Origin of the sequence: Thioclava sp. JE_KL1, assembly GCF_009296265.1 — a bacterium.
Taxonomy (GTDB): domain Bacteria; phylum Pseudomonadota; class Alphaproteobacteria; order Rhodobacterales; family Rhodobacteraceae; genus Thioclava.
The window spans coordinates 456,820-479,052 of record NZ_WBJS01000002.1 but is presented as its reverse complement, the minus strand read 5'-3'; the positions used below and the strand labels follow the sequence as shown (position 1 = coordinate 479,052).

At 64.7% G+C, this 22,233-nt stretch carries 22 protein-coding genes and 1 tRNA gene; 5 read left to right on the top strand and 18 right to left on the bottom strand.

Features of this window, described 5'->3' with window-relative positions; all coding sequences use genetic code 11:
* Nucleotides 1–369: 369 nt before the first annotated feature.
* The 4 genes from F8R15_RS05065 to F8R15_RS05050 form a co-directional block, all read right to left on the bottom strand.
* A complete protein-coding gene (locus F8R15_RS05065) occupies nt 370–1,410 on the bottom strand; it encodes an HlyD family secretion protein (protein WP_152843795.1) in 1,041 nt (346 codons plus the stop codon).
* 4 nt (nt 1,411–1,414) lie between these two features.
* Nucleotides 1,415–3,190: an MFS transporter gene (locus F8R15_RS05060; RefSeq protein WP_152843794.1), complete on the bottom strand. Its 1,776-nt coding sequence runs from the start codon at nt 3,188–3,190 to the stop codon at nt 1,415–1,417.
* Nucleotides 3,187–3,666, bottom strand: a complete 480-nt coding sequence (locus F8R15_RS05055) for a MarR family winged helix-turn-helix transcriptional regulator (protein ID WP_078541919.1) — start codon at nt 3,664–3,666, stop codon at nt 3,187–3,189. The genes F8R15_RS05060 and F8R15_RS05055 overlap by 4 nt, the downstream gene beginning before the upstream one ends.
* Nucleotides 3,667–3,816: 150 nt before the next feature.
* Nucleotides 3,817–4,881, bottom strand: a complete 1,065-nt coding sequence (locus F8R15_RS05050) for a putative sulfate exporter family transporter (RefSeq protein ID WP_216644104.1) — start codon at nt 4,879–4,881, stop codon at nt 3,817–3,819.
* A 115-nt stretch (nt 4,882–4,996) separates the two neighbouring features.
* Between F8R15_RS05050 and F8R15_RS05045 the strand changes: the two genes are divergently transcribed.
* Complete coding sequence (locus F8R15_RS05045; RefSeq protein ID WP_152843793.1) at nt 4,997–5,893, top strand: LysR substrate-binding domain-containing protein; 897 nt, start codon at nt 4,997–4,999, stop codon at nt 5,891–5,893.
* Here the strand turns inward: F8R15_RS05045 and F8R15_RS05040 are convergent.
* The 4 genes from F8R15_RS05040 to F8R15_RS05025 form a co-directional block, all read right to left on the bottom strand.
* A complete protein-coding gene (locus tag F8R15_RS05040; protein WP_078600020.1) occupies nt 5,877–6,257 on the bottom strand; it encodes a response regulator in 381 nt (126 codons plus the stop codon). The two genes, F8R15_RS05045 and F8R15_RS05040, sit on opposite strands and share 17 nt — an antisense overlap.
* Nucleotides 6,241–9,657 (bottom strand): CheR family methyltransferase, encoded by a 3,417-nt coding sequence (locus F8R15_RS05035; protein WP_368731003.1) that lies wholly within the window; start codon nt 9,655–9,657, stop codon nt 6,241–6,243. Before F8R15_RS05035 ends, F8R15_RS05040 begins: the two co-directional genes overlap by 17 nt.
* A gap of 166 nt (nt 9,658–9,823) precedes the next feature.
* Nucleotides 9,824–10,387 carry a PAS domain-containing protein gene (locus tag F8R15_RS05030; protein ID WP_078548156.1) on the bottom strand — a complete coding sequence of 188 codons (564 nt, stop codon included), beginning with the start codon at nt 10,385–10,387 and terminating at the stop codon, nt 9,824–9,826.
* Nucleotides 10,388–10,493: 106 nt separating this feature from the next.
* A tRNA-His gene (locus F8R15_RS05025) sits at nt 10,494–10,570 on the bottom strand.
* A gap of 130 nt (nt 10,571–10,700) precedes the next feature.
* On the opposite strand from F8R15_RS05025, the gene F8R15_RS05020 reads away from it, so the two are divergent.
* Complete coding sequence (locus tag F8R15_RS05020) at nt 10,701–10,910, top strand: DUF6324 family protein (RefSeq protein WP_078520339.1); 210 nt, start codon at nt 10,701–10,703, stop codon at nt 10,908–10,910.
* 3 nt (nt 10,911–10,913) lie between these two features.
* On the opposite strand, the gene F8R15_RS05015 is transcribed toward F8R15_RS05020, so the two are convergent.
* From F8R15_RS05015 to F8R15_RS04990, 6 genes are all read right to left on the bottom strand, one after another.
* A complete protein-coding gene (locus F8R15_RS05015; RefSeq protein WP_152843791.1) occupies nt 10,914–11,372 on the bottom strand; it encodes an MmcB family DNA repair protein in 459 nt (152 codons plus the stop codon).
* Nucleotides 11,373–11,747: 375 nt separating this feature from the next.
* Nucleotides 11,748–12,092, bottom strand: a complete 345-nt coding sequence (locus F8R15_RS05010; RefSeq protein ID WP_152843790.1) for a hypothetical protein — start codon at nt 12,090–12,092, stop codon at nt 11,748–11,750.
* Nucleotides 12,093–12,214: 122 nt separating this feature from the next.
* Nucleotides 12,215–12,655, bottom strand: coding sequence for a transcription antitermination factor NusB (nusB, locus tag F8R15_RS05005; protein WP_232621793.1), 441 nt, complete (start codon nt 12,653–12,655; stop codon nt 12,215–12,217).
* A gap of 74 nt (nt 12,656–12,729) precedes the next feature.
* Nucleotides 12,730–13,275, bottom strand: a complete 546-nt coding sequence (locus tag F8R15_RS05000; protein ID WP_078600026.1) for a 6,7-dimethyl-8-ribityllumazine synthase — start codon at nt 13,273–13,275, stop codon at nt 12,730–12,732.
* A gap of 3 nt (nt 13,276–13,278) precedes the next feature.
* A complete protein-coding gene (gene ribB / locus F8R15_RS04995) occupies nt 13,279–14,436 on the bottom strand; it encodes a 3,4-dihydroxy-2-butanone-4-phosphate synthase (protein WP_152843789.1) in 1,158 nt (385 codons plus the stop codon).
* The gene (locus F8R15_RS04990) at nt 14,433–15,056 is read right to left on the bottom strand and encodes a riboflavin synthase (protein WP_152843788.1); all 624 of its coding nucleotides are present in this window, start codon (nt 15,054–15,056) and stop codon (nt 14,433–14,435) included. The genes ribB and F8R15_RS04990 overlap by 4 nt, the downstream gene beginning before the upstream one ends.
* A 208-nt stretch (nt 15,057–15,264) precedes the next feature.
* Here F8R15_RS04990 and F8R15_RS04985 point away from each other — a divergent pair, with 208 nt between their 5' ends.
* The 3 genes from F8R15_RS04985 to F8R15_RS04975 all read left to right on the top strand — a co-directional run bounded on the left by F8R15_RS04985 (nt 15,265) and on the right by F8R15_RS04975 (nt 19,776).
* Nucleotides 15,265–16,551 carry a capsule biosynthesis protein gene (locus F8R15_RS04985; protein WP_152843787.1) on the top strand — a complete coding sequence of 429 codons (1,287 nt, stop codon included), beginning with the start codon at nt 15,265–15,267 and terminating at the stop codon, nt 16,549–16,551.
* A gap of 85 nt (nt 16,552–16,636) precedes the next feature.
* Nucleotides 16,637–17,761 (top strand): polysaccharide biosynthesis/export family protein, encoded by a 1,125-nt coding sequence (locus tag F8R15_RS04980; RefSeq protein ID WP_098411750.1) that lies wholly within the window; start codon nt 16,637–16,639, stop codon nt 17,759–17,761.
* Nucleotides 17,761–19,776: a capsular polysaccharide biosynthesis protein gene (locus tag F8R15_RS04975; RefSeq protein ID WP_152843786.1), complete on the top strand. Its 2,016-nt coding sequence runs from the start codon at nt 17,761–17,763 to the stop codon at nt 19,774–19,776. Before F8R15_RS04980 ends, F8R15_RS04975 begins: the two co-directional genes overlap by 1 nt.
* Here the strand turns inward: F8R15_RS04975 and ribD are convergent.
* From ribD to F8R15_RS04955, 4 genes are all read right to left on the bottom strand, one after another.
* The gene (gene ribD, locus F8R15_RS04970; protein ID WP_368731002.1) at nt 19,746–20,849 is read right to left on the bottom strand and encodes a bifunctional diaminohydroxyphosphoribosylaminopyrimidine deaminase/5-amino-6-(5-phosphoribosylamino)uracil reductase RibD; all 1,104 of its coding nucleotides are present in this window, start codon (nt 20,847–20,849) and stop codon (nt 19,746–19,748) included. The two genes, F8R15_RS04975 and ribD, sit on opposite strands and share 31 nt — an antisense overlap.
* Nucleotides 20,846–21,316 carry a transcriptional regulator NrdR gene (nrdR, locus tag F8R15_RS04965; protein ID WP_075774214.1) on the bottom strand — a complete coding sequence of 157 codons (471 nt, stop codon included), beginning with the start codon at nt 21,314–21,316 and terminating at the stop codon, nt 20,846–20,848. Before nrdR ends, ribD begins: the two co-directional genes overlap by 4 nt.
* 142 nt (nt 21,317–21,458) lie before the next feature.
* Entirely contained in the window at nt 21,459–21,875 is a 417-nt protein-coding gene (locus tag F8R15_RS04960; protein ID WP_152843785.1) for a secondary thiamine-phosphate synthase enzyme YjbQ, read from the bottom strand.
* Nucleotides 21,875–22,198 carry a hypothetical protein gene (locus F8R15_RS04955; RefSeq protein ID WP_078570046.1) on the bottom strand — a complete coding sequence of 108 codons (324 nt, stop codon included), beginning with the start codon at nt 22,196–22,198 and terminating at the stop codon, nt 21,875–21,877. The genes F8R15_RS04960 and F8R15_RS04955 overlap by 1 nt, the downstream gene beginning before the upstream one ends.
* Between the last annotated feature and the right edge of the window lie 35 nt (nt 22,199–22,233).

Sequence of the window (22,233 nt, the reverse complement as noted above, 5' to 3'; positions counted from 1 at the left end):
CCATAAATCGCAGCACCTTTCGCTCGAGGACGAACGGCTTCACTTCGCCGCCGGAATCACGCTGACCAACTATTCCAACAGGACCTTCATGTGGTCGCGCCGATCAACAGCTCGAACGCGTTTTCACGATTGAAAACGGCGCCGTTTGGTGGCGCATGTCGGTCATCCAAGGGGAGGAGGAGGCGGTGACCTCAGGGAGGAGGAGAGAGGCCACCGCCAATTTCCGAGGCTCAGGGAGGAGGAGAGAGCCTCAGGAACTGTTGCAACGATTTGCTCGCTGCGTTGAAATCTTTTTCGCACAAATGCTGCGCCGCAGAAACAGCTTATTCGACATAGCCGCGCTGCGCTTTCCGCATAGCTGACGGCGGATCACGATCCGTGCTGCGGGGCGCTGACCTCGGCGGACAGACCCGGGGCCAGTCGTTGGGCCTGAAGTTGATCGGGGTCTATCGCGATCCGGACCGGCACGCGCTGCGCGATCTTGGTGAAATTCCCGGTCGCATTGGAGCCCGACAACAGGCTGAACTGCCCTGCCGTCGCGGGCGAGAAGCGTTCGATATGGCCTTTGAACTCGGTCTTGCCGAGCGCATCGACGGTGAAAGTCACCGGCTCGCCCATCTGCAGCCCCGCAAGTTGAGTCTCCTTGTAATTCGCGATCAGCCAGAGATCGGAGGGCACGAGCGACACCAGCGTCGATCCGGCGCTGACGAATTTGCCGACTCGCGCCGAGACCTGGCCCAGCCGCCCATCATCGGGCGCACGGATCACGGCATGGTCGAGAGCCACCTGCGCCGCATCCAGCGCGGCCTGAGCCGCATCGGTTTTCGCGGCGAGCGAGTGTTTGTTCAACTGTGCGGTCTGCACCGCCTGCTCGGCCACGTCGATGGCGCTTTGCGCCTCCTGTACGCCCGCCTTCGCCTGATCGAGCGTAAGCTGCGCCTGATCGGCATCCGATTGCGAGACATAGCTTTTCTTCGTCAGTTTCGACGCCCGGTCCCGCGCGGTCTGCGCCGTGGCTTGGGCTGCTTTCGCCGAGGCGAGCGAAGCCTGCTTCGCCTCGAGCGTCGCCTTCGCCGAATTCACCGCCTGCGCCCCGTTCGACTGCGCGGCCTTCGCCGTCTCGAGCGCAGCCTGCGCCTGCTCCACCGCCGCTTTCAACGCACGATCATCCAGCCGCACCAGCACGTCGCCTTTCTTGACCTCTTCGAAGTCGCTGACCGGCACCGCCGTGACCTCGGCGGCGACCTGAGCAGAGATCGGCGTGACCTTGCCCTGCAGATAGGCATTGTCGGTCCAGGCCACGTCAGAACGGAACGGCGGCAGGCGCCATGCATAGAGCACGGTCGCGACACCGGCGAGCGCAATGAGAAGGATCAGGGCGGAAGCGAGATAGCGGCGGGTCTGTGACATCGGATCAACTCGTAGAAACAGGGGTGGAGGGCGTGAGGCGCAGGCGCGGGAGGGGCCAGCTTCGGTGCAGGGCGACATGGGCGATCAGCCCGGCCAAGGCCGCCAGCGCGAACCAGAAAACGGCGCGGAACGCATCATCATAGGCGAGAATTGTGGCCTGCTGCTGCACCGTAGAGGCGACGGAGGACAGCGCGGCCCCTGCCCGCGCCCCGGCATCCGCAGTCTGGCTGCCCAGCGAAGCGGCACTCTGCGCGAGGGTCTGGCTCAACATCGGGTTGTCGGCCGAGATCTGCGGCGAAAGCTGCGCCATGTGATAGGCGGTGCGGTCGACCACCAAGCTCCGGAACAGCCCCGACCCGATGACCCCGCCGATGGATTGCGTGGCCAGAAACAGCACGACGAAGCTCAGCAGGTAATGCGGCCCCTTCGCGAAGGCGGCCCCCAACCCTTTCGCCATCGCAGGCGGTAGAAACAGGATACCGGCAAAGCCGATCATCGCTTGGCTGAGATACATCTGCTCAGGCCCGGTGAGCGCGGTCGATTGCGAGTCGAGCCACGCCCCTGCCGCGATCAGCACCAGCGCAATCCCGTGGAACAGCGGCGCGCGCGCTCCGCTATTGGTCAGCATCAGGACACCGGTCGCGGCCAGCATCGACAGCGCGATGATCCCGAACAGCAATTGCTCCTGCCCGGGCTGCAGCCCCATCGTGCGCAGGAAACCGACGGCGCCCGCGCTTTGTTCGGCCAGCGCGATGCGGAACACCAGCAGGGTCCCCGCCAGATGCAGGATCGGCGGACTTAGCAGCCAATGGAAATCGATCAGCGGATTGGCCCGCTGCATTTCGATCAGCACCGCGCCCGCGACCATCACGATCGCAGCGACGAGCGCCACGCCTAGCCATTCGGTCTGCGTCCAGTAGTCGAGCGCACCGAACATGAAGACGCTTGTGAACGCGCCGAAGCCAACCGCGAGCAGACTGAAGGAGACGAAATCGAGCGGCTTGAGCACCTTTTGCAGCGGGCGCGGCGTCAGTGGCAGCGCGAAGATCAGTGCCAGCGCCACAAGCGCCATGCCCATCTGGAACAGGCTCACCGCGTGCCAACTCGCATTCGCGGTGAGTTCGGGCAGCAGTACCCGCGCCAAGGGCCTGCCCACCATGATCATCGTCAGGACAGCGGGGATCGCGACCTTGAGGCGCTGAGCGGCGGGTATGGCCTCCAGCATGTAAAGAAAGCCGAGGCTCGACAACGGGGCGGCGGCGCAGCCGCTCAGGAAGGCCACGATGACCGCGGAATGCAGATCGTCCACCCAGAGATTGAGCACCATCGCTAGCACGAAGCAGACGATCCCGACCTCGGCGAAGCGGCGCAGGCCGAACTGGTCGCGGATGCGGATCAGCATCAGCGGCATCGAGGCGCGCGGCGCCATGAAGGCCGCCATCACCCAATAGGTGTGGTTCGTGGTGGCGTGCAGATCGCCCGCAAGCTGCGGCAGGTTGGCCGAGACGAAGCCGGTGGCCAGCGATTGCGAAAGGGCCACGAAGACGGCGGCGCTGGCATAAACGAGCCGCTTGGGCGTGGAATGGTCCGGCTCCGCAGGCGCGGCGGGCTGGGGCGCGGCCTCGGTCTCGGCGGTCTCAGCCTCTGCGGCCTCGTTCTGCGCGATCTCGGCGTCGTTGACCGGAGCCGCCTCGGGCCGCACGCGCTCGCGCGGCGATACCGGTTCGGCAGCCGTCGGACTCGCGTCCGGGCCGTTGATGTCGCGAATCTGGGAGTTCATTCGCCGCGCATCCTTTCGAGATTGGCCTGCATCCTCTCCATCGTCTCGCGGGCGCGGGCGACCTCCTCGGCGTCGATACCGTCGTAGAGCCGGGCGCGCAGAGCCTCGACGAAGGTCTCGATCTCGGAGGCATTTGCGCGGGCATGTTCGGTGAGGAAAATCTGGCGGACGCGTTTGTCGTCGGGATCGGCGCGGCGCTCCACGAAATCGAGCTTTTCCAGCCCGTCGAGCGTCCGGTTCAGCGTCGGCGTCTCAATCGCCAGCATCTCGGCCAGCTGCGTCTGGTTCAGCCCCTCGTCGCGGGAGATCGCAAGGATCGCCTGCGCCCGCGCGAAGGTCAGCCCCATGTCCCGCGCCTGCGCGTCGAACATCGCGCGCACCGACCGCGCCAGCAGCATCATTGTGCGCGTCAACTCGGCACGGTCGCGGCGGGCGGCTTCGGTGGGTGCGGATGTAATGGCGGCGCGGTCGGACATGGGGGCCTCGGGAATAAAGTTAGCCTGCTAACGTTTTCGTCCCATCCCACATATCCTCTGGGTCGCGAGGATCAACACAGGCAGCCCGCACAGGGGGCCGTGCGAAATTGCGAAAGCCCCCGGATCGCGCCGTGCATTCAGCGCGAGCGCTCAGGCGGAAAGCAAGGTCACAAGCCCGAGACCTGCGCCGACCAGCATGACGAGCGACAGCGTCACCGTCGCGATCACACGCGGCCCGGCGGCTGCCACCGCCCGCGCATCGACGCCAAGCCCCAGCGCCGCCATCGCGATCACCGTCAGGATGGATGCCCCCTGCCCCATGGGCGCAAGCGCAGCCTCCGGCAGCGCCCCGGCAGAGCGCAGCACGATCATCCCGAGAAACCCGAGGATGAAGAGCGGCGGCATCAGCCCGCGCCGCACACGTCCCTCCGGCGCGGCAGAGCGCCCATCGGTCGGCAGATGCGGCGCGAGAAGCGACAGCACCACCGTGATCGGCCCCAGCATCAGGACGCGCACCAGCTTCACCAAAGTGCCGAGCTGGATCGCCGCGGCCCCCATCGGCGCTGCGGCGGCCAGAACCTGCGGCACCGCGTAGACGGTGATCCCCGACAGGATGCCATAGCCATGCACGCTCATCCCCGCCACGTGGCCGACCACCGGCAGCAGCAGGACGACCGCGACGCCCAACACGGCAGTAAACGCGATTGCGGCGCTGACATCGTCGCTATCGGCGTCGATCACGGGGGCGACGGCGGCAATGGCGGAGTTCCCGCAGATTCCGTTGCCGCAGGCGATCAACAGAGCCATGCGGGCCGGCAGGCGCAGGGCGCGGCCCAACAGGTAGGCCGCAGGCACCATCAGCGCGACCACCGCGACGATGCCGCCCAGAAGCCCCGGCCCCACCGACAGAAGCGTCTGCGCACTCACCGAGGCGCCCAGCAATACGATTGCGATCTCCAGCACCGTCTTGGCGGAAAATCGGATACCGGCTTCGAAACGCGCAGGCGGCGTCCAGAGGGAGCGCACCACCGCGCCGATGAGGATCGCCAACACCAGCGGTTCCAGCCATGCCGCACCGAACAACGCGTGCTCAGCCAAACCACCCAAGGCCGCGAGCGCGGCGACGCCGATGCTCAACCCAAGCCCCGGCGCGAACGCGCGAAGCGCAAGCCGCGGGCGGGAAAGGCTGCAGGCAAGGGTCGAATGGTGCGGCACGGCGGCCTCCTATCGTCAAGTCTTGTCCTGTATTTGCCCGCGCCAATTCATTCTTCAAACGAAATGTTTTTGTCGATATGATCGTTTTTGTCGATCAATAGAGCCGGAGACATGCATGACCCCCGAACAACTCCGCGTATTCGTCGCGGTGGCGGAAGAGCAGCACATGACCCGCGCCGCGGCCCGGCTGAACATGACGCAATCGACGGCCTCAGCCGCCATCGCGGCGCTTGAGGCGCGTCATGAGATCGCGCTGTTCGACCGGATCGGGCGGGGGATTTCGCTGACCGAGGAAGGCCGCGCCTTTCTGCCCGAGGCGCGCGCGGTGCTGGCACGGTTTGCCGAGGCGGAGGCGATGCTCGCCGAGACCCGCGGCCTCGAACGCGGGCATATCCGCCTGATCGCCAGCCAGACCATCGCGGGCTACTGGCTGCCGCCCTACCTCGCCGCTTTCCGGCAAGCCCGCCCGGGGATCGAGGTCACGCTGGAGATCGGCAACACGCAGGAAGCGGCAGAGCGTCTGCGCGCGGGCCTGCACGATCTCGCGCTTGTCGAAGGCGATGTCGAGGATGCGAAGCTGGAGCGGGTTCAGATCGGGGCGGATCGGCTGATGCTGGTCAGTGCCGCGCCGCCCCCCGGCAAGCTGGATGCGCGGGCGTTGAGCGCGGCGAGTTGGGTGCTGCGCGAGCCGGGCTCTGGCACGCGCTCTACCGCGGAAGCGGCCCTCGCCGATCTGGGTGTCGCGCCGCACGCGCTCTCAGCGGCGCTGGTCCTGCCCTCGAACGAGGCGGTGCTGAGCGCGGTCGAGGCAGGGGCCGGGATCACCATACTCTCGGCCCATGTCGTCGCGCGGTCACTGAGCCTTGGAACGGTCCGGGACTGGGATTTGCACCTCGCGCCGCGGCCCTTCTATGCGCTGCGTCACCGCGACCACCATGTCAGCCACGCCACGCGCGACCTGCTGGCACGGATCGATCAGTCCCAGCTGGACGATCTTACTCAGACGGAATGAACCAATTCGCGAGCTTCGCCTCGATCTCCGAGGGAAGCGCGGGCTTCGGGCAGACCGCCGCGCCGGGATAGCGCTCGCGTAGCTGATTGGCTTCGGCATGGCCGGAATGGAACAGAAGCGGCACGCCCGCCTTGTGAAGATGATCGGCCAGTTCGTAGACTTCGCCATCGGCCAGCATCACGTCGAGGATCGCAGCGCCCGGGAGACGCTCGCGGACCAGGTCCAGCCCCGCGCGCACGGTGGCGCACGGCCCCCAGACCTCCATCCCGAGATCCTCGAGCATGAACTGAAGATCAAGCGCGACGACGGCTTCATCTTCGACAAGGAGCACCTCGCTCGGTGCTTTCTCAGTCAGCGTCGCCATCGATTTCATGCGCGAAGATAATCCTGTTGCAACGGCTTTCCGGTGTCTGACGCGTGTCGACCCGCGCCGATATCTGGCTCGCGGAAATATCGACCAACGTCGAGCCGAAGCCCTGTTTGTTCGTGTCGAGTTGCAACGCTTCACGGTACCGCTCGTTCCACGAAAGTATCACGGTATCGTCGTTTTCCATCGACCATGTGATCTCGAGATCACCCTCTCGCGGCCCCAATACCCCATATTTAGCGGCATTGGTGCTCCATTCGTGGAAAATCAGCGCAAGAGCCGTCAGGTGATGCGTCGGAACATCAACCTCCGGCCCATCGATCAGGAATTTCGACGGGTCGTCATAGGGGGCCAGAGTCGTTTCGATCACCTCGCGCAGCGGGATCGCCGCACCAGAGGTGCGAGTGCGGGCCAGATCATGCGAGCGCGCCAGCGCGTTGATCCGCTGGCCCACATCCTCGACCAACTCGCGCGGGCTGGCCGCCGAACGCCCCGCGATGCGCAGCATGCCCGAGACGATGGAGAACAGGTTTTTCACCCGGTGGTTCATCTCGCGCAGCATCAGCTCGCGCATCTGCGCCGCCTCTTCATCCGCGGTGATGTCGACGCTGAGCCCCAGCAGGCGGTTTTCATTCCCCTCGCCCATCGTCCGACCCGTCGCGCGCAGATGGCGCTTCGTGCCGGAGGGGAGGTCGAGCTCGTAATCGACTTCCAATTCGGAGCCAGTCTCGCGGGCCTCGCGCACCGCCTGCTCGACACGGGCACGGTCATGTTCCGCGATGCGTTCGAAGAACCGCGCGATCGGATAGGTGCCGGCCGCTTCGAGTTCGAAGAACGCCGCCACGGCCTCGTCGACCTCGACCTCTCCGTTCGGCTCGATGATCGACCAGATCCCGATCTGCGCGATTTCCAGTGCGAGTTGCAGCCGCTCGCCCTTCAGCGTCAGTTCAGTCTCGAGGCGCAGCGCCTCGGTGATGTCGGTAAAGACGAGCGTCGCGCCTTCCACCTCGCCGCGCGAATTCAGATACGGCGTCGCGGAGAGCGACCAGACCTTGCCGAGTTCGGTGGACTTGACCCGGCGCGGTCGCGGCAACTCGCCCTCAAGGACCACATTGATCAGTTCGATCATCACCTCGGGCGTGTCGAGCAGGTTCTGAATATCGTCGAGCGGACGTCCACGGTCACTGCCGCGCAGGCGGATCATCTCGCTCGCGCCATCGGTGAAGTTGCGCAGGCGCAGCTTGCGATCGACCGTCACCAGCGCATGCAGCTTGGAATCGAAGATGTTGCGCAGATCGGCATTCGCGGTCGACAGCTCCTCGACCTTGGTCTTGAGTTCGTCGTTGACCGTCGCGAGCTCTTCGTTCGTCGATTGCAACTCCTCGTTCATCGACATCATTTCCTCGTTCGAGGATTTCAGCTCTTCGTTGGCGGTCTCCAGCTCTTCGACCGTCGTGCGCAGGCGGTTGCGGGTCGCGCGCAACTCGGCTTCCAGAACCTGCACATGGCTTTCCGACGGCGCGATCTCGTCGAAATCATATTCGTCCAGCGCTTCGAACGGACCACGGTCGCGGAAAACGATCAGCAGCGTATCGTCGGAGAGCGGATCGGCCAGCACATCGACACGCTGCCGCCCGGTTTCCGAGATCACTTCGACATCGCGCACGATCTTGCGCGTGCCAAGTTCCGCCGACTCGCGGATCACGGCGGAGAGCGCCTCGCGCAGGCCAGCGCGCGCGAGCGATTGTGCATAGCCCTGCCCGGTCTCGGACGGGTCGATCTCAAGATACTTGCCCAAGCGCCCCGTCGCGGCGAGGATCGCCCCATCGCGATCGACATTCAGCGTCGCGGGCGCATAAAGATCGAGGATACGATTACTGGCCAAGGTCGTGTTCCAGTCTTTGGTTCTTCTGTCAGTCGTCTTCGGTCGGAGTGGCGCAAGTCGCGAATGAGGGTCGGAGCGCATCGGCAGTTCGGTCGGATAAGGAGACCGGGGCCCTATGCTGCGGAAGATGCGCATCGCGCCATCTATTGGATCGAAAAGTTCCTCATGCCGCCCGATCGTCTCGGAGGGGCCGAGGAAGAGAACGCCCCCCGGATTGAGCGCGTAATGGAAGATCGGCAGGGCCCGCGCCTGCAACTTCTCTCCGAAATAGATCAGCAGATTGCGGCACGACACCAGATCGAGCCGCGAGAACGGCGGGTCCTTGATCAGCGAATGCGGCGAGAAGCGCACCCGGTCACGCAGCGCGGCGGTGATCTGGAAATTGCCCTCGCGCCCGATCGTGTAGAGATCGCGGTACCTTTCGGGCAGGTCGAGCAGGACCGAGACCGGGTACCGCCCCTCACGTGCGATCGCGAGCATCCGCTCGTCGATATCGGTGGCGAAGATCTGAAAATCGATCTCCTTGCCGCTCGCATGGATCGCCCGGTCGATGAGCATCGCCAGCGTGTAGGCTTCCTCGCCACTCGAACACCCCGGCACCCAGATGCGCAGCGCGCCGCCATCTTCGGCCTTCTCGACCATCGGCTTGATCGCCGTCTCGTTGAGCGCTTCGAAATGCGCGCTGTCCCGGAAGAAGCGGGTGACATTGATCAGAAGATCGCCCAGCAGCGCCAGAGGCTCGTCCTCTTCGCGTTCGAGCCGTTCGAGATATTCGCGCGGGTGCAGAATGCCCACCACCTGCATCCGCCGCTGAATCCGACGCTCGAGGGTCGAGCGCTTGTATTGCGCGAAATCATGCCCCGTCAGACGGTTCAGCGCCGCGCAGATTTCATCGAGCGTTCCGGAAACCGGCGGCGCCGTGTTCACCTGATCCGGATCGACATTGCGGAACTCGGTGATCCGCGCGATCACGTCGGAGGGCGCGCTGACCACGTCGACCATCCCGGTCGCGACGGCCGAATTCGGCATGGAATCGTAACGCGCCGTTGCATCCTGCGCGATGCAGAAGCCGCCATGCTCCTTCACCGCGCGCAGCCCGACAGAGCCATCCGTGCCGGTGCCCGACAGGATCACGCAGACCGCGCGGCGCCCGAGATCCTGGCCCAGCGACACGAAGAAATCGTCGATCGGACGGCGCAGACCACGGGGCTGGGCGAATTCTGAAAGCTTCAGACGCCCGTTTTCGACCTCCAGCCCGTAGCCCGGCGGGATCGTGTAGACATGCCCGGCCTCCAGCTTCGCGCCATCTTCTGCCTGCAACACTTCGAGCGAGGTCGACCGGCCGAGCAATTCCGCCAGAAGCGACTCGTGGTTCGGATCGAGATGCTGAACCACGACATAGGCGCTGGGGTCGTCCACCCGCGCGGGCTCCAGAAGATCGCGAAGCGCTTCAAGCCCACCAGCGGAGGCGCCAATGCCGACAACGTATAGATCCTCGGGGGCGTCCGTCACTGCACGGCCCGCCGATCCGCGCAGCGCGCGTCCAAAAGGGCGCGGCCTGCGCGCCCTTCTCTATAGTTCTCTTTGCAGTTCATCCGGAGATCGGTGTCACTAGCCTCAGGGCCCTGCAATAACATTTGACATAGTACTGAACACATAACCGTGGCCGCAGCCATTCTTAGCCCTCGCGGTAGATAATCGTGGCCATTGTGGAGAGGCTCTCCGACAGAACCTTGGCAGAGCCGATCATCGCCAGACCGAAACCGCGCGACATCGCGGCGAGATCGTCGGCATTGCGCAGCAGGCTCTCGTCATGCGCAGCGATGTCGACCTTCACGTTCTGACGTTCCGCCGCGGAAGTGAGGTCGAACTGCGACCCGAGGAACAAGCGCGTCTCTCCATTGGGTTCGCGCAGACGCGTCATGAAGACGAAATTCTGGAAGGTTTCGCCATTCGCGCGGCTGTTGGTGACGCGGAAACGGCCCGCGGAGATGTCCTCGTCGTCGATGAACTCCCGCATCGCAGAGCGTTCTTCCTCGGTCGCGGCCCCTGCCTGGAGGAAGCGGCAGTTCTGCCCCAGCACCTCTTCAGCGGAATACCCGGTCAGATTGAGAAACGCCTGATTCACGTAGACAAGCGGCACATCCTCACGATCAGCCGCGGCAATGGTCAGTGCGACATTCGACTTGTCGCAATAGCTGACCAGCGCATCTGGCAGTTCGTAATCTGTGTAAACGGGCATGAAGCCTCCGCTGCGTTTGAGAAAACAAGATTGATCATTGCGCGGAAAAGTCCAGCGCGCGAGGCGAAATACCACCGATAACCGATTTGAAGGGGGGGGGGGGGGATGGTACCGCCTCCCCGGCTTGAACGGGGGACCTCTGGATCCACAATCCAGCGCTCTAACCAACTGAGCTAAGGCGGCACTGGCGCGGGATTTAGACCCCTCGCGCGCGGAATGCAAGTGTCCGATGACGAGAAATTCGCACCAAGTCTTGCCTGTGCACGTCGCGGGGGTTAGGTGCATTTTCCATCCAACCTCTCAGGAGTTTTCGATGAGCATCGACAAGGAAAGCGACATCTCCGCGAATCTGCAAATCGGCCCGACATCGCTCGGAATGGTGCGGATCTATGTCGAGGGCGAAGGCGTCGAGCTACCGCTCGATTTCGATCCCGACGAGGCGATGGAAATCGCCGAAGAACTGCAGGCAGCCGCGGAAGCTGCGCGTGAAATGAGCAAAGGCGGCAAGGGCAAGAAGCGCTGAGCCTCAAAATCCGGGCGGAATCGCGCCCGGATCGCACAGCCGCTGCAACCGCCGCGCCGACGCGCGCGCGAAATCGAGCGTCAGCGCCTTGCGCCGCGCCGGCGCAAGCTTGGACAGCGGCGCCTCGCGGATCATCTCGGCCCCGTAGCCATCCGCGATGAACAACCCCGTCCCCTCGGGCAGAAGATTCGTGGGGAAATCCTGGTCCACCGCCCAGAAATAGCGGTCGCACCACTCCAGATAGCCGTCCCATTTCCGATCCGAGGTGAAATCGGCGCGGCTCGACTTGCACTCCACGATCCAGATTTCGCCCTTCCGGTCGATCGCCATCAGATCGGCGCGCAGCCTTGGGCGCAGCACCATCTCCGGCAAACTGTCGAGCCCCAGCTCGGACAGCGCGCGGGCCGTGCCACGCGCGAGCACCTGGCCCGGCTGAAGTTCGGAAAGCGGAATCTGCGTCATGCGGACAAACATGAACGAAGTGTGAACAAAAGTCCAGTCGCCCAGCACACGCGCCCTTCCCCGCCGCACATAAGACGCGCGAGACGCGCTGTTCATTCTCCCCCCTTGTCGGAACCCAATTTCACCCCTATTTGGGGGTCTGACGGTTACTGCTCTTTCTGTGAAAGACCCTTTTCCAGTGGCCTATACCATTCCTGAGGGAGCTGGCTCTGCCGGGGTCCTGGCCTCGGTATCTGGCGCCCACCTGACTTTTCAGGTCTCCGGGAACTCTCGTCTACACGTCTGCTGCGGTTTCCGTCACTCTACCCTTCGCAAGACAGCAAAAAGCCCCGCCGGATCGGTCGGGGCTTTTGTCGTCTTGGGAAGCGGATGCGGTCAGCGGCGAAGCTGCATCTGCTTGCGCGACTTGGGCGTATCGACCGGAACCGGGATCGCCAGATGCTCGGCCGCCATATTGGTGGGGATGCCGTCGCGTTTACCGCCGCCGGAGCTGTCGTCATCCTCGGCCATGCGCATCACCGCGATCGCGAATTGCACACCGGAGAAGACGATCGTGTTGAACACGATCAACAGTGCCATCGCGATATAGCCGATATCGGACGTGAAGATCAGATGGCGCAGGTTGCCGACATTGAAGCCGAGAAGAAGGCCAACGAAGGCGAGCGCGATGAAGAAGCCAATGATGACGTTCTTGATGTAGAGCCGGACCAGTTCGGGCATGAAAAATCCTCCTGCTTACCTCACAATCTAGTGCATATTCCCAAGTTTCAAACAGGGAAACGGGCGGCGATTGAGAGATAAGCGGGTGTTTGCCCGTGGCATGGTGTCGCGAGTGAGCGCGCTCAGAACGCGTCGGGCTGCAGCGCGCGCGCCATGTGATCGAGCACCGCGTTGACGAATTTCGGCTCTTTGCCTTCGGGGAAGAAGGCGCGGGCCACGTCGACGAACTCGGTGATGACGACACGCGGCGGCGTCGCGGGGGTGATCAGCTCGGCCCCGGCCGCGCGGAACAGCGCGCGCAGCACCGGGTCGATCCGGTCGATCGGCCATTTCGCGACCAGCGCGCGGTCGGTCGCCTGGTCGATCTTCGCCTGCCAGGTCACCGCATCGTCGATCAGACGGCGGAACAGGTCGAGATTGCCCTCGGCCATTTCGGTGCCGTCTTCATCCACGGCGCCAAAGCGGAAATCCTCGAACTCGCGGCGCACCTTGTCGGCGCCCTGCCCGGCCGCTTCCATCTGAAACAGCGCCTGAACCGCGTAAAGACGCGAGGCGGATTTCATCTGGCGCTTCTCCTCTTGGGTGAGCTTGCGCGGTTTCGGGGCGTCTTGGGGCGCGTCGGAGGAGGCGTCGTCGGTCATGCGTTGTTCGATCCGTCAGTGTCGCCGGCGATACGGAAGGATTCGGCGGGTTTGAACCCGATACCCTTCGTCCGGCGCGCCCATTTGCGCGACAATGAGATGAGATGCAAGGCCGCAGCCGCCGCACCGCCACCTTTGTTTTGATCGGCAGGGTCGGCGCGCACGGCGGCCTGCTCATAATTTTCGACCGTCAGGATGCCGTTGCCGATGCAAATCCCTTCGAGCCCCATCAGCGTCAGCCCGCGCGAGCTGTCGTTGCAGACGGTGTCGTAATGGGTGGTCTCGCCACGGATCACGCAGCCAAGGGCGACGAACCCGTCGTAATCGGCCATGCGCGCGGCCATCGCGATCGCGGTCGGGATTTCCAAAGCGCCGGGCACCTCGATCACATCGACATGGGCACCCGCTTCTTCAGCCGTGGCTTTCGCGCCCGCGATCAGATTGTCCGCGATATCCTTGTAATACGGCGCGACCACGATCAGCAGCCGCGGCGCGCTGTCGAATTTCGGCAGGTCGAGCGTGTAATGCGAGATTCCGGCCATGTCTTACTCCGTGATGGGGCGTGTGCCGACGATGCGCAGGCCATAAGCGTCGAGGCCCACATATTTCGTCTGCGGATTGTCGGTGAGAAGGATCATGTCATGCAGCCCCATCGAGGACAGGATCTGCGAGCCCAGACCGATCTGCTTGATCGTGCGCGGCCCCTGATCCTCTTCGCGCAGAAGGCGGTTCGACGGGTCGCGGAACAGGCAGACGAGGCCACGGCCTTCCGCAGCCACGATCTCCATCGCGCGGCGTACTTCGTCGGCGGGACCGGGGCCGATCCCCAGCACGTCGTCGAGGATGTTGAGCGAGTGGGTGCGCACCAGAACCGGCTCCGGCGTGGAAATATCGCCCTTCACAAGCACGATATGATCGACACCCTCGGCCATATCGGTGAAGACACGCATCTCCCACTCGCCGCCATGGCTGGACGTGACCATCTGGCGCAGACCCTCGCGCACGAGATTGTCGTGACGGCGGCGGTAGGCGATCAGGTCCGAGATCGTGCCGATTTTCAGCCCGTGTTTCTTGCCGAACTCGATCAACCCCGGCAGGCGCAGCATGTGGCCGTCATCGCCCATGATCTCGCAGATCACGCCGGCGGGCTTGAGCCCGGCAAGGCGCGCCACATCCACGGCGGCTTCGGTATGGCCCGCACGCACCAGCACCCCGCCGTCGCGCGCGCGCAGCGGAAAGATATGGCCCGGCGAGGCGATATCCTGAGGACCTTTGCTCGGGTCGATCGCCACCTTGATCGTCTGCGCCCGGTCATGGGCGGAAATCCCGGTGGTGATGTTCTCGCGCGCCTCGATCGAGACGGTGAAGGCCGTCTCGTGGCGCATCGAATTGGCGCGCACCATCGGCGCAAGGCCCAGTTGGTCGACGCGATCGGAGGTGAGCGGCAGGCAGATCAGCCCGCGCCCGTAGGTCGCCATGAAATTCACCGCCTCGGGGGTGCATTTCTCGGCCGGAATATACAGATCGCCTTCGTTCTCGCGATCCTCGTGATCGACGAGGATCACCATGCGCCCGGCCTTTGCCTCGGCGATAATGTCCTCAGCGGGCGCGATCACGTGGCGCAGGCTTTCCTCGACCTCGCCGGGCACGTCATGGGTGCCGGATTTGTCGACCGGGGTCAGGGGTTTGCCGTCGGTGGTCATGCGTTCCACTCCTGCAGCCGCGCGACATAGCGCGCGAGCGTGTCGATCTCGAGATTGATCCGGTCGCCCGCCTTGGCATGGCCCCAGTTGGTGACCTGCTTGGTATGCGGGATGATGTTGACGCCGAACGTCGCGCCTTCGACCTCGTTCACGGTCAGCGAGGTGCCGTTCAGCGCGACCGAGCCTTTCGGCGCGATGTATTTCGCGAGGCTCTCCGGTGCGCGGAAGGTGAAGCGGGTGCTGTCGCCCTCATCCACCATCGCCACGATCTCGGCCACGCCATCGACATGGCCCGACACGATATGGCCGCCCAACTCGTCGCCCACTTTCAGCGCGCGTTCGAGATTGATCTTTTGGCCCACCTGCCAGCCGCCGCTGGCATCGTTGCCGCGACCGCCGATATTCGTCTTGGCCTGGCTCTCGGCGGAGATTTCCACGTCGAACCAGTTTTTCGGCTCAGAGCCCGTAGCGATCACGGTCAGGCAGCAGCCGTCGCAGGCAATCGACGCGCCCAGCTCGATGCTGCCCACGTCATAGCTTGTGCCGATCCGCGCGCGCAGATCGCCGCGCTGCTCCAGCTCCAGAATTTCTCCGATATCGGTCACGATCCCGGTGAACATGGCATATCCCCTCAGATTTCGGACCTTAGCTAGCCCGCAGGGCGCGCCTTCGCAAGAGATGAGCGCCCCGCCGTCCCGTCACACTCTTCGCGGCCCCGCACAGCGCCTGCCCTAAAATTGTCCAATATTTAAGGGATTACCCCACAAACTCCGTGACTTCGCGCGCTTCCTGCGCAATCACGGAAGCAGGCCAAGGACCCACGACCGGATGAACCGTTTCGAAAATCGCCACTTCCTGATGCTGCAGGGGCCCCACGGCCCCTTCTTTCATCAGCTTGGCGCGATGCTTCGGCAGGCAGGGGCGACGGTCTGGCGCGTGGGATTCAACCGCGGGGATGAGGTGTTCTGGTTCGACCGCGCCTCCTATCTGCGTTTCGACGCCCCGCCGGAGGATTGGCCTGATCACCTGCGCGATCTGATCGCCGAGAAAGGCATCACCGATCTCGTGCTCTATGGCGACACCCGCCCGATCCATGCGCAGGCCGTCGAGGTCGCGAAGGCGATGGGCCTCAGCGTACATGTCTTCGAAGAGGGGTACGTCCGCCCCTACTGGGTGACTTACGAGCGTGGCGGCTCGAACGGGCATTCCCGGCTGATGGAGATGTCGGTGGCGCAGATGCGCACGGCGCTTGCGCAATCCGAGATCGAGTTTCCCGACGCCCCGCCCCGCTGGGGTGATATGCGCCACCACGTGTTCTACGGCGCGCTCTACCATTTCTTCGTGATGCTCCGCCCCGGCCCCTATCGCCGCTTCCGCCCGCATCGCGACATCACGGTGTTTCAGGAATTCCGCCTCTGGCTTCGCCGCCTGCTGCTGATGCCGCTGCATATGCTGGAGCGCAGACGCGCGACGCGGCGCATCCGGCATGGCGGTTTCCCCTATCATCTCGTGCTGCTGCAGCTCGAACACGATTCCAGCTTCCGGATGCATTCGCCCTTCGCGAGCCAGACCGAGTTCATCGATCTGGTGATGGAGAATTTCGCGAAAGGCGCGCCGCCCCATCATCACCTCGTCTTCAAGGCCCATCCGCTCGAAGACGGGCGCGCGCCCATCCGCGAGACGATCCGCAAAGCGGCCCGCGCGCATGGGCTGGCGTCGCGCGTGCATTTCGTGCGCGGCGGCAAGCTGGCCGGGCTTCTGGCGCAGGCGCGCTCCGCCGTCACGGTCAATTCGACCGCCGCGCAGCAGGCGCTCTGGCGCGGGCTGCCGCTGAAATCGCTCGGTCGTGCGATCTTCGACAAGCCGGAATTCACCTCCGCGCAACCGCTCGAGGCTTTTTTCGCAAGCCCGGCCCGCCCCGACAGCCGCGCCTATCGCGACTACCGTCACTACCTTCTGGAAACGAGCCAGGTGCCGGGCGGTTTCTACTCCGCGCGCGGACGCCGGGCCCTGCTGCGACAGGTGGTCGACATGATGCTGGCCGCCGAAGACCCCTATGATGCGCTGGTCGCAGGCAACGCGGCCCCACGGCAACAGTTGCAGGTGGTACGATAATTTTTCTCGTTTTTTTCCCGAGGCTTCGGTAGCTTGGTCGCAAAACGATAAGCAGCATCCCGAACGAGGAGCTCGAGCAGTGACCATGACCCCTTCCCGTAGGGCCGTTTTGACGGGCCTTTCCGCCACGCTTTTGACCGCATCTTGTGGTCTTCCGCGCTCCGGCCCCAACAAGCGCGAACTCTTCGCGGGCTCCGTGATGCGCCAGGGCGATGCGTTCGTCGTCAAGGTGAACGACTTCGTCACCCGCGCGACCGCCGTGCAACCGGCGCTCGGTTTCACCTCCGCTTTCATCAATGCCGGTCAGATCGGCTCCGACACGATCCGTCCGGGCGACACGCTTTCGCTGACGATCTGGGAGAACGTCGATGACGGGCTGCTCGCCAGCAAAGGCGCCAACGCGACCCAGCTGCAAGAGGTGCAGGTCGATGGCGCGGGCTTCATCTTCGTTCCCTATGCGGGCCGCATCAAAGCCGCCGGCAACACGCCCGACGGGCTGCGCCGCATCATCACCACCAAGCTCGACGCGCAAACCCCGGACCCGCAGGTTCTCGTGACCCGCGTGGCAGGCGATGGTGCGACGGTTTCGGTGATGGGCGCGATCAACGGCCAAGGCGTCTACCCGATCGAGCGGCCCACCCGGACGCTTTCGGCGATGATCGCCAAGGCGGGCGGCGTATCGATCCCCCCCGAGGTCGCCAAGATCACCGTGACGCGCGGCGGCATGTCGGGCTCGATCTGGCTCAAGGATCTCTACGAGAACCCCAAGATGGACATCGCGCTGCGCAATGGCGACGTGATCCTCGTCGAGAAGGACCAGCGCGCCTTCACCTCGCTCGGCGCGACCGGCAAGCAGGCCCGCGTGCCCTTCGAGACCCAGACGCTTTCGGCACTGGAGGCCATCGCAACGGTGGGCGGCTTGCAGTCGAACCTCGCCGATCCGACCGGCGTCTTCGTGCTGCGCAACGAGCCGGCCGATATCGCGATGAAGGTGCTTGGTCGCACCGATCTGGTCGGCGATCAGCGCATGATCTACGTGCTCGACCTGACCCAGCCCAACGGCATGTTCATGGCGCGCGATTTCGCGATCCGCGACGGCGACACGGTCTATGTCACCGAGGCGCCCTTCGTGCAGTGGCAGAAGACGCTCTCGGCGCTGACCCAGCCGCTGGGCACGGTGAACACGCTCAATACGCTCGCCGGGAACTGATGCCCCGTGACAATGACCACAAGGCCGCCGGGGCGATTCCCCGGCGGCTTTTTTTCTACAATGGCGGCGTGTTGCGCCAGACGCGCCTGCGCGAGATTTTGCGGGCCGCAGGCCATGCCCCGCGCCTCGGCTTGCCCGGCCCCGACGATGGCGTGATGGTCTGGGGCCGCTCGCCCTATGCGGCGCGCGGTGAGGCGGTGGCCGCCAAGCGCGACGTGCCGCTGATCCGGGTGGAGGATGCGTTTCTGCGCTCGATCCATCCGGGCCGGACCGGCGCGCCGCCTTTGGGCCTGATCCTCGATCCAATGGGCGTGCATTTCGACAGCGCCCAGCCCTCGCGGCTCGAACATCTCCTCGCGACCGAGCCGCTCGACGATAGCGCCGTCTTGCAGCGGGCCCGCGACGGGATCGCTCGGCTGAAAGCCTCGGAGCTTTCGAAGTATAACGATTTCGACCCGGACCTGCCCGTCCCCGATCCGGGCTATGTTCTGGTGATCGACCAGACGCGAGACGATGCCTCGCTCACCCACGGCGGGGCGAGCGCCGCCACGTTCCGCGAAATGCTGGCCTATGCGCGGATCGAAAATCCCGGCGCGCGCATCCTGATCAAGACCCATCCCGAAACCCGCGCCGGGCTACGTGGCGGCCATTACGGGCCGGAAGACTGCGACGCGAATGCCGAGATTTACGACGCGCCGGTCTCGCCGTGGAAGCTGCTCGAAGGCGCAATCGCGGTCTATACGGTGTCGTCGCTCATGGGCTACGAGGCGATCCTCGCAGGCCACAAGCCGCGTGTTTTCGGCCAGCCGTTCTATGGGGGCTGGGGGCTCACGCAGGACGAAAACCCCGTACCCCGCAGATCGCGCAGCCTGACCCGCGCGCAGATTTTCGCGGTGTCGCATATCCTTGCGCCGATCTGGTTCGATCCTTGCCGCAAGCGCCTGTGCAGCTTCGAGGAGGCGGCGGATCAGCTCGAAGCCGAAACCCGCGCCTACCGCGAAGATCGGCAGGGCTATGTCGCGGGCGGCATGTCCCTGTGGAAGCGCCCGCATCTGCGGAAATTCTTCGGGCGGCACGGGTCGCTGCGGTTCAGCGAAACACCCGACCCTGCTCGGCCCTTTCTTTACTGGGCCACGCGCGCGGCCCCAGACGACGACCGCGACCCGATCCGCGTCGAAGACGGGTTTCTGCGCTCCCGTGGCCTCGGTGCCGAACTCGTCCCGCCGCTCTCGTTGATCGCGGATCGCACAGGCATCTTCTACGACCCGACCCGTCCGAGCGATCTGGAGGCATTGATCGCGCAGCCAGTACCGCCGGAGGGCGAGGTGCGGGTGCGCAAGCTCATCCAACGGATCACGATTGAGGGCCTGACGAAATACAATCTCGGCGGCGCGCTTCCCGAACTGCCTAAAGGCCATAAGATCCTCGTGCCCGGACAGGTCGAAGACGATGCCTCGATCCGGCTCGGCGCGGGGGAGACTTGCACAAATGCGATGCTTCTGGAGAAAACCCGGGCCGAGAACCCCGATTCAGTTATCCTTTTCAAACCTCACCCCGATGTCGTCGCTGGTCTGCGCCCCGGCGTCGTGCCCGATGAGGTGGCGAAGACATATGCGGATCTGATCCTGCCCGAGGCCAACACCGCTGCGCTGATCGACGCGGTGGACGAGGTCTGGACGATGACCTCCGGCCTCGGCTTCGAGGCGCTCTTGCGCGGCAAAGCCGTCACCACCCTCGGCACACCCTTCTATGCCGGCTGGGGCCTCACCCGCGATCTCGAGCCTGTTCCGGCGCGCAGAACGGCGCGCCCGGATCTGCTGCAGCTCACCCATGCCGCGCTCATCGCCTATCCGCGCTATCTCGACCCGGTCAGCGGGTTGCCCTGCCCGGTCGAGGTGGCGCTGGATCGTCTGAGCGAAGGCCGCACCCTGCCCCGGGGGCCGCTCAACCGGATCGGTGCGAAGCTGCAAGGCGTGTTCGCGTCCTACGCGTGGCTCTGGCGCCGCCAGCGGTGAAGCAGGTCGTCGCCGATGGGGCGGCTTTCGACCAGCGTGTAGCGCGGCGCAGAGGCCAGCGCACTCAGCCCCATATCGCCGACCCCGGCGCGACCATCCGCGCCCAGCATCATGCCCGCCGTGAAGCCGATCAGCTCGTCCACCAGCCCCGCATTGATCAGAGAGGCCGCGAACTTGCCGCCGCCTTCGCAGAACACGCGGGTCAGGCCGAACCCGGCCAGAGCCTCCATCAGCGCCAGCGGATCGAGACCGCCGCCGCTCGTCTCGGCCACCTCGATCAGTTCCGCGCCCGCTTCGCGCCAGAAGTCTTTCGCCTCATCGGGAGCCTCGGCCCCATGGATCAGCCAGAGCGGCGCGACGTCCAGCGACCCGGCAAGCCGATTGCGCGGCAAATCCAGCATCGCCGAGGCCACGATCCGCAGAGGTTGGCGCAGTGGCGTGAAGCTGCGCACGGTCAGCAGCGGATCGTCGGCCCGCGCGGTACCGCCGCCCACCATCACCGCGTCGAACTCGGCGCGCATCGCATGGACGAGCGTGCGCGACTGCGGCCCGGTGATCCATTGGCTTTCACCCGTGGAGGTCGCGATGCGCCCGTCAAAACTGCTCGCAAGCTTCAGCGCGAGCCACGGCCGCGCGCGGGTCACGCGGCTCAGGAACCCGGCCTGCAGATCGCGCGCCTCCGCCTCCATGAGCCCGGTTTCCACGTCGAACCCCGCGTCGCGCAGCATCGCATGACCGCCGCCCGAGACCCGCGGATCGGGGTCTTCCATCGCCGAGACGACCCGCGCCACCCCGGCCTCGCGCAGTGCCATCGCGCAGGGCGGCGTCTTGCCGTAATGGGCGCAGGGTTCAAGCGTGACATAGGCCGTAGCGCCACGCGCCGCCTCCCCCGCCTGCGCGAGCGCACGCACCTCCGCATGGGGTCGCCCGCCCGGCTGGGTCCAGCCGCGCCCGACGACGCGGCCCTCATTCACGATCACGCAGCCGACCGCCGGGTTCGGCCAGACGTTGCCAAGGCCCCGGCGCGCGAGCGTCAGGGCCATCGACATGAACCGCCGGTCTTCTTCGGTCACTCGGGGTCGCCCGCCCCCGGCGGACGCAATTCGGAGACGAACTTGTCGAAGTCGTCCGCTTCCTGGAAGTTCTTGTAAACGCTGGCGAACCGGACGTAGCCGACCGTGTCGATCCGTGCGAGCGTCTCCATCACGATCTCACCGATCACCTTCGAGGAGATGTCGGTCTCGCCCATGCTCTCCAGGCGTCGCACGATACCGGAGATCATCTGATCGATCCGCTCGGGTTCGACCGGGCGTTTCTGCATCGCGATCCGGATCGAGCGTTCAAGCTTGTCGCGATCGAAATCCTCACGCTTTCCGGAGGTCTTGATCACCACGAGGTCGCGCAGCTGGACGCGTTCGTAAGTGGTGAAACGACCGCCGCAGGCCGGGCAGAACCGACGTCGCCGGATCGCAACGTGATCTTCCGCCGGACGGCTATCTTTCACCTGAGTATCGACATTTCCGCAAAATGGGCAGCGCATTCGCTTTCCCCCGTTCGTTGTCCCGCCTCACGATAGGGTCTGCATGCCCCTCTTATCCACAAGACCTTAGCCTAGCGTCGATGGTTTGGGTAGGAAAAATCTTTCGACCCCAGATGTGGCGGCTGCCTGTGGCGAATGAGACTCAGCGCAGAAGCGCCACGACCTCGCGGCGATGCGCGCGGCTGCGATGTTCGAAAAGGTAAATTCCTTGCCACGTTCCGAGCACCATACGCCCCGAAATGACAGGAATCTGCAAGCTGACCGGCAAAAGCGCCGATTTGATATGGGCCGGCATGTCGTCCGGCCCCTCATAGGTATGGGTCAGGTAGGACATGCTGGGATCGGTCGTGGGCGGCACGAGCCGATGGAAGAATTCCTTCAGATCGGAGCGCACTTCCGGGTCGGCATTTTCCTGGATCGCGAGACTGGCCGAGGTGTGACGGATGAACAGCGTGAGCAACGCCTCCTCCGCATCGGCGCCCGCGACCCAAGCCGCCACGTCACGCGTGAATTCGTAAAGACCGGGGCCCGATGTTGCGATCTCGAAGCGGCGATGCATCAGCTTTTCGGCGCGGGACGCGCCTCGGAGCGATCCGTCGCGACGATCGCGAGGCATTCGGGGTTGATGTCCATGATCTTGCGCTCTTTCGCCCACACCGCATCGGCCTGCGCGCCGCTTAGCCCGCGCTTGACCATGGCCTTGGGTTGCGGCGTGCCGTCGCCCACGCCCGAGACCACCGAATAGGTGCCGCCTGCCTCTTCCTGCACATAGAGGAAACAGGTGCCTGCTTGATCCATGCGCGGCGTGCCCGATTGCATCGTGCCGACCTGACAGGCAGCGAGAACGAGAGGGGCGAGCAAGGCAGGCGCAAACTTGAACATGGTATCTCCGGTTATTGGGTCGCTTCAATTTGGAC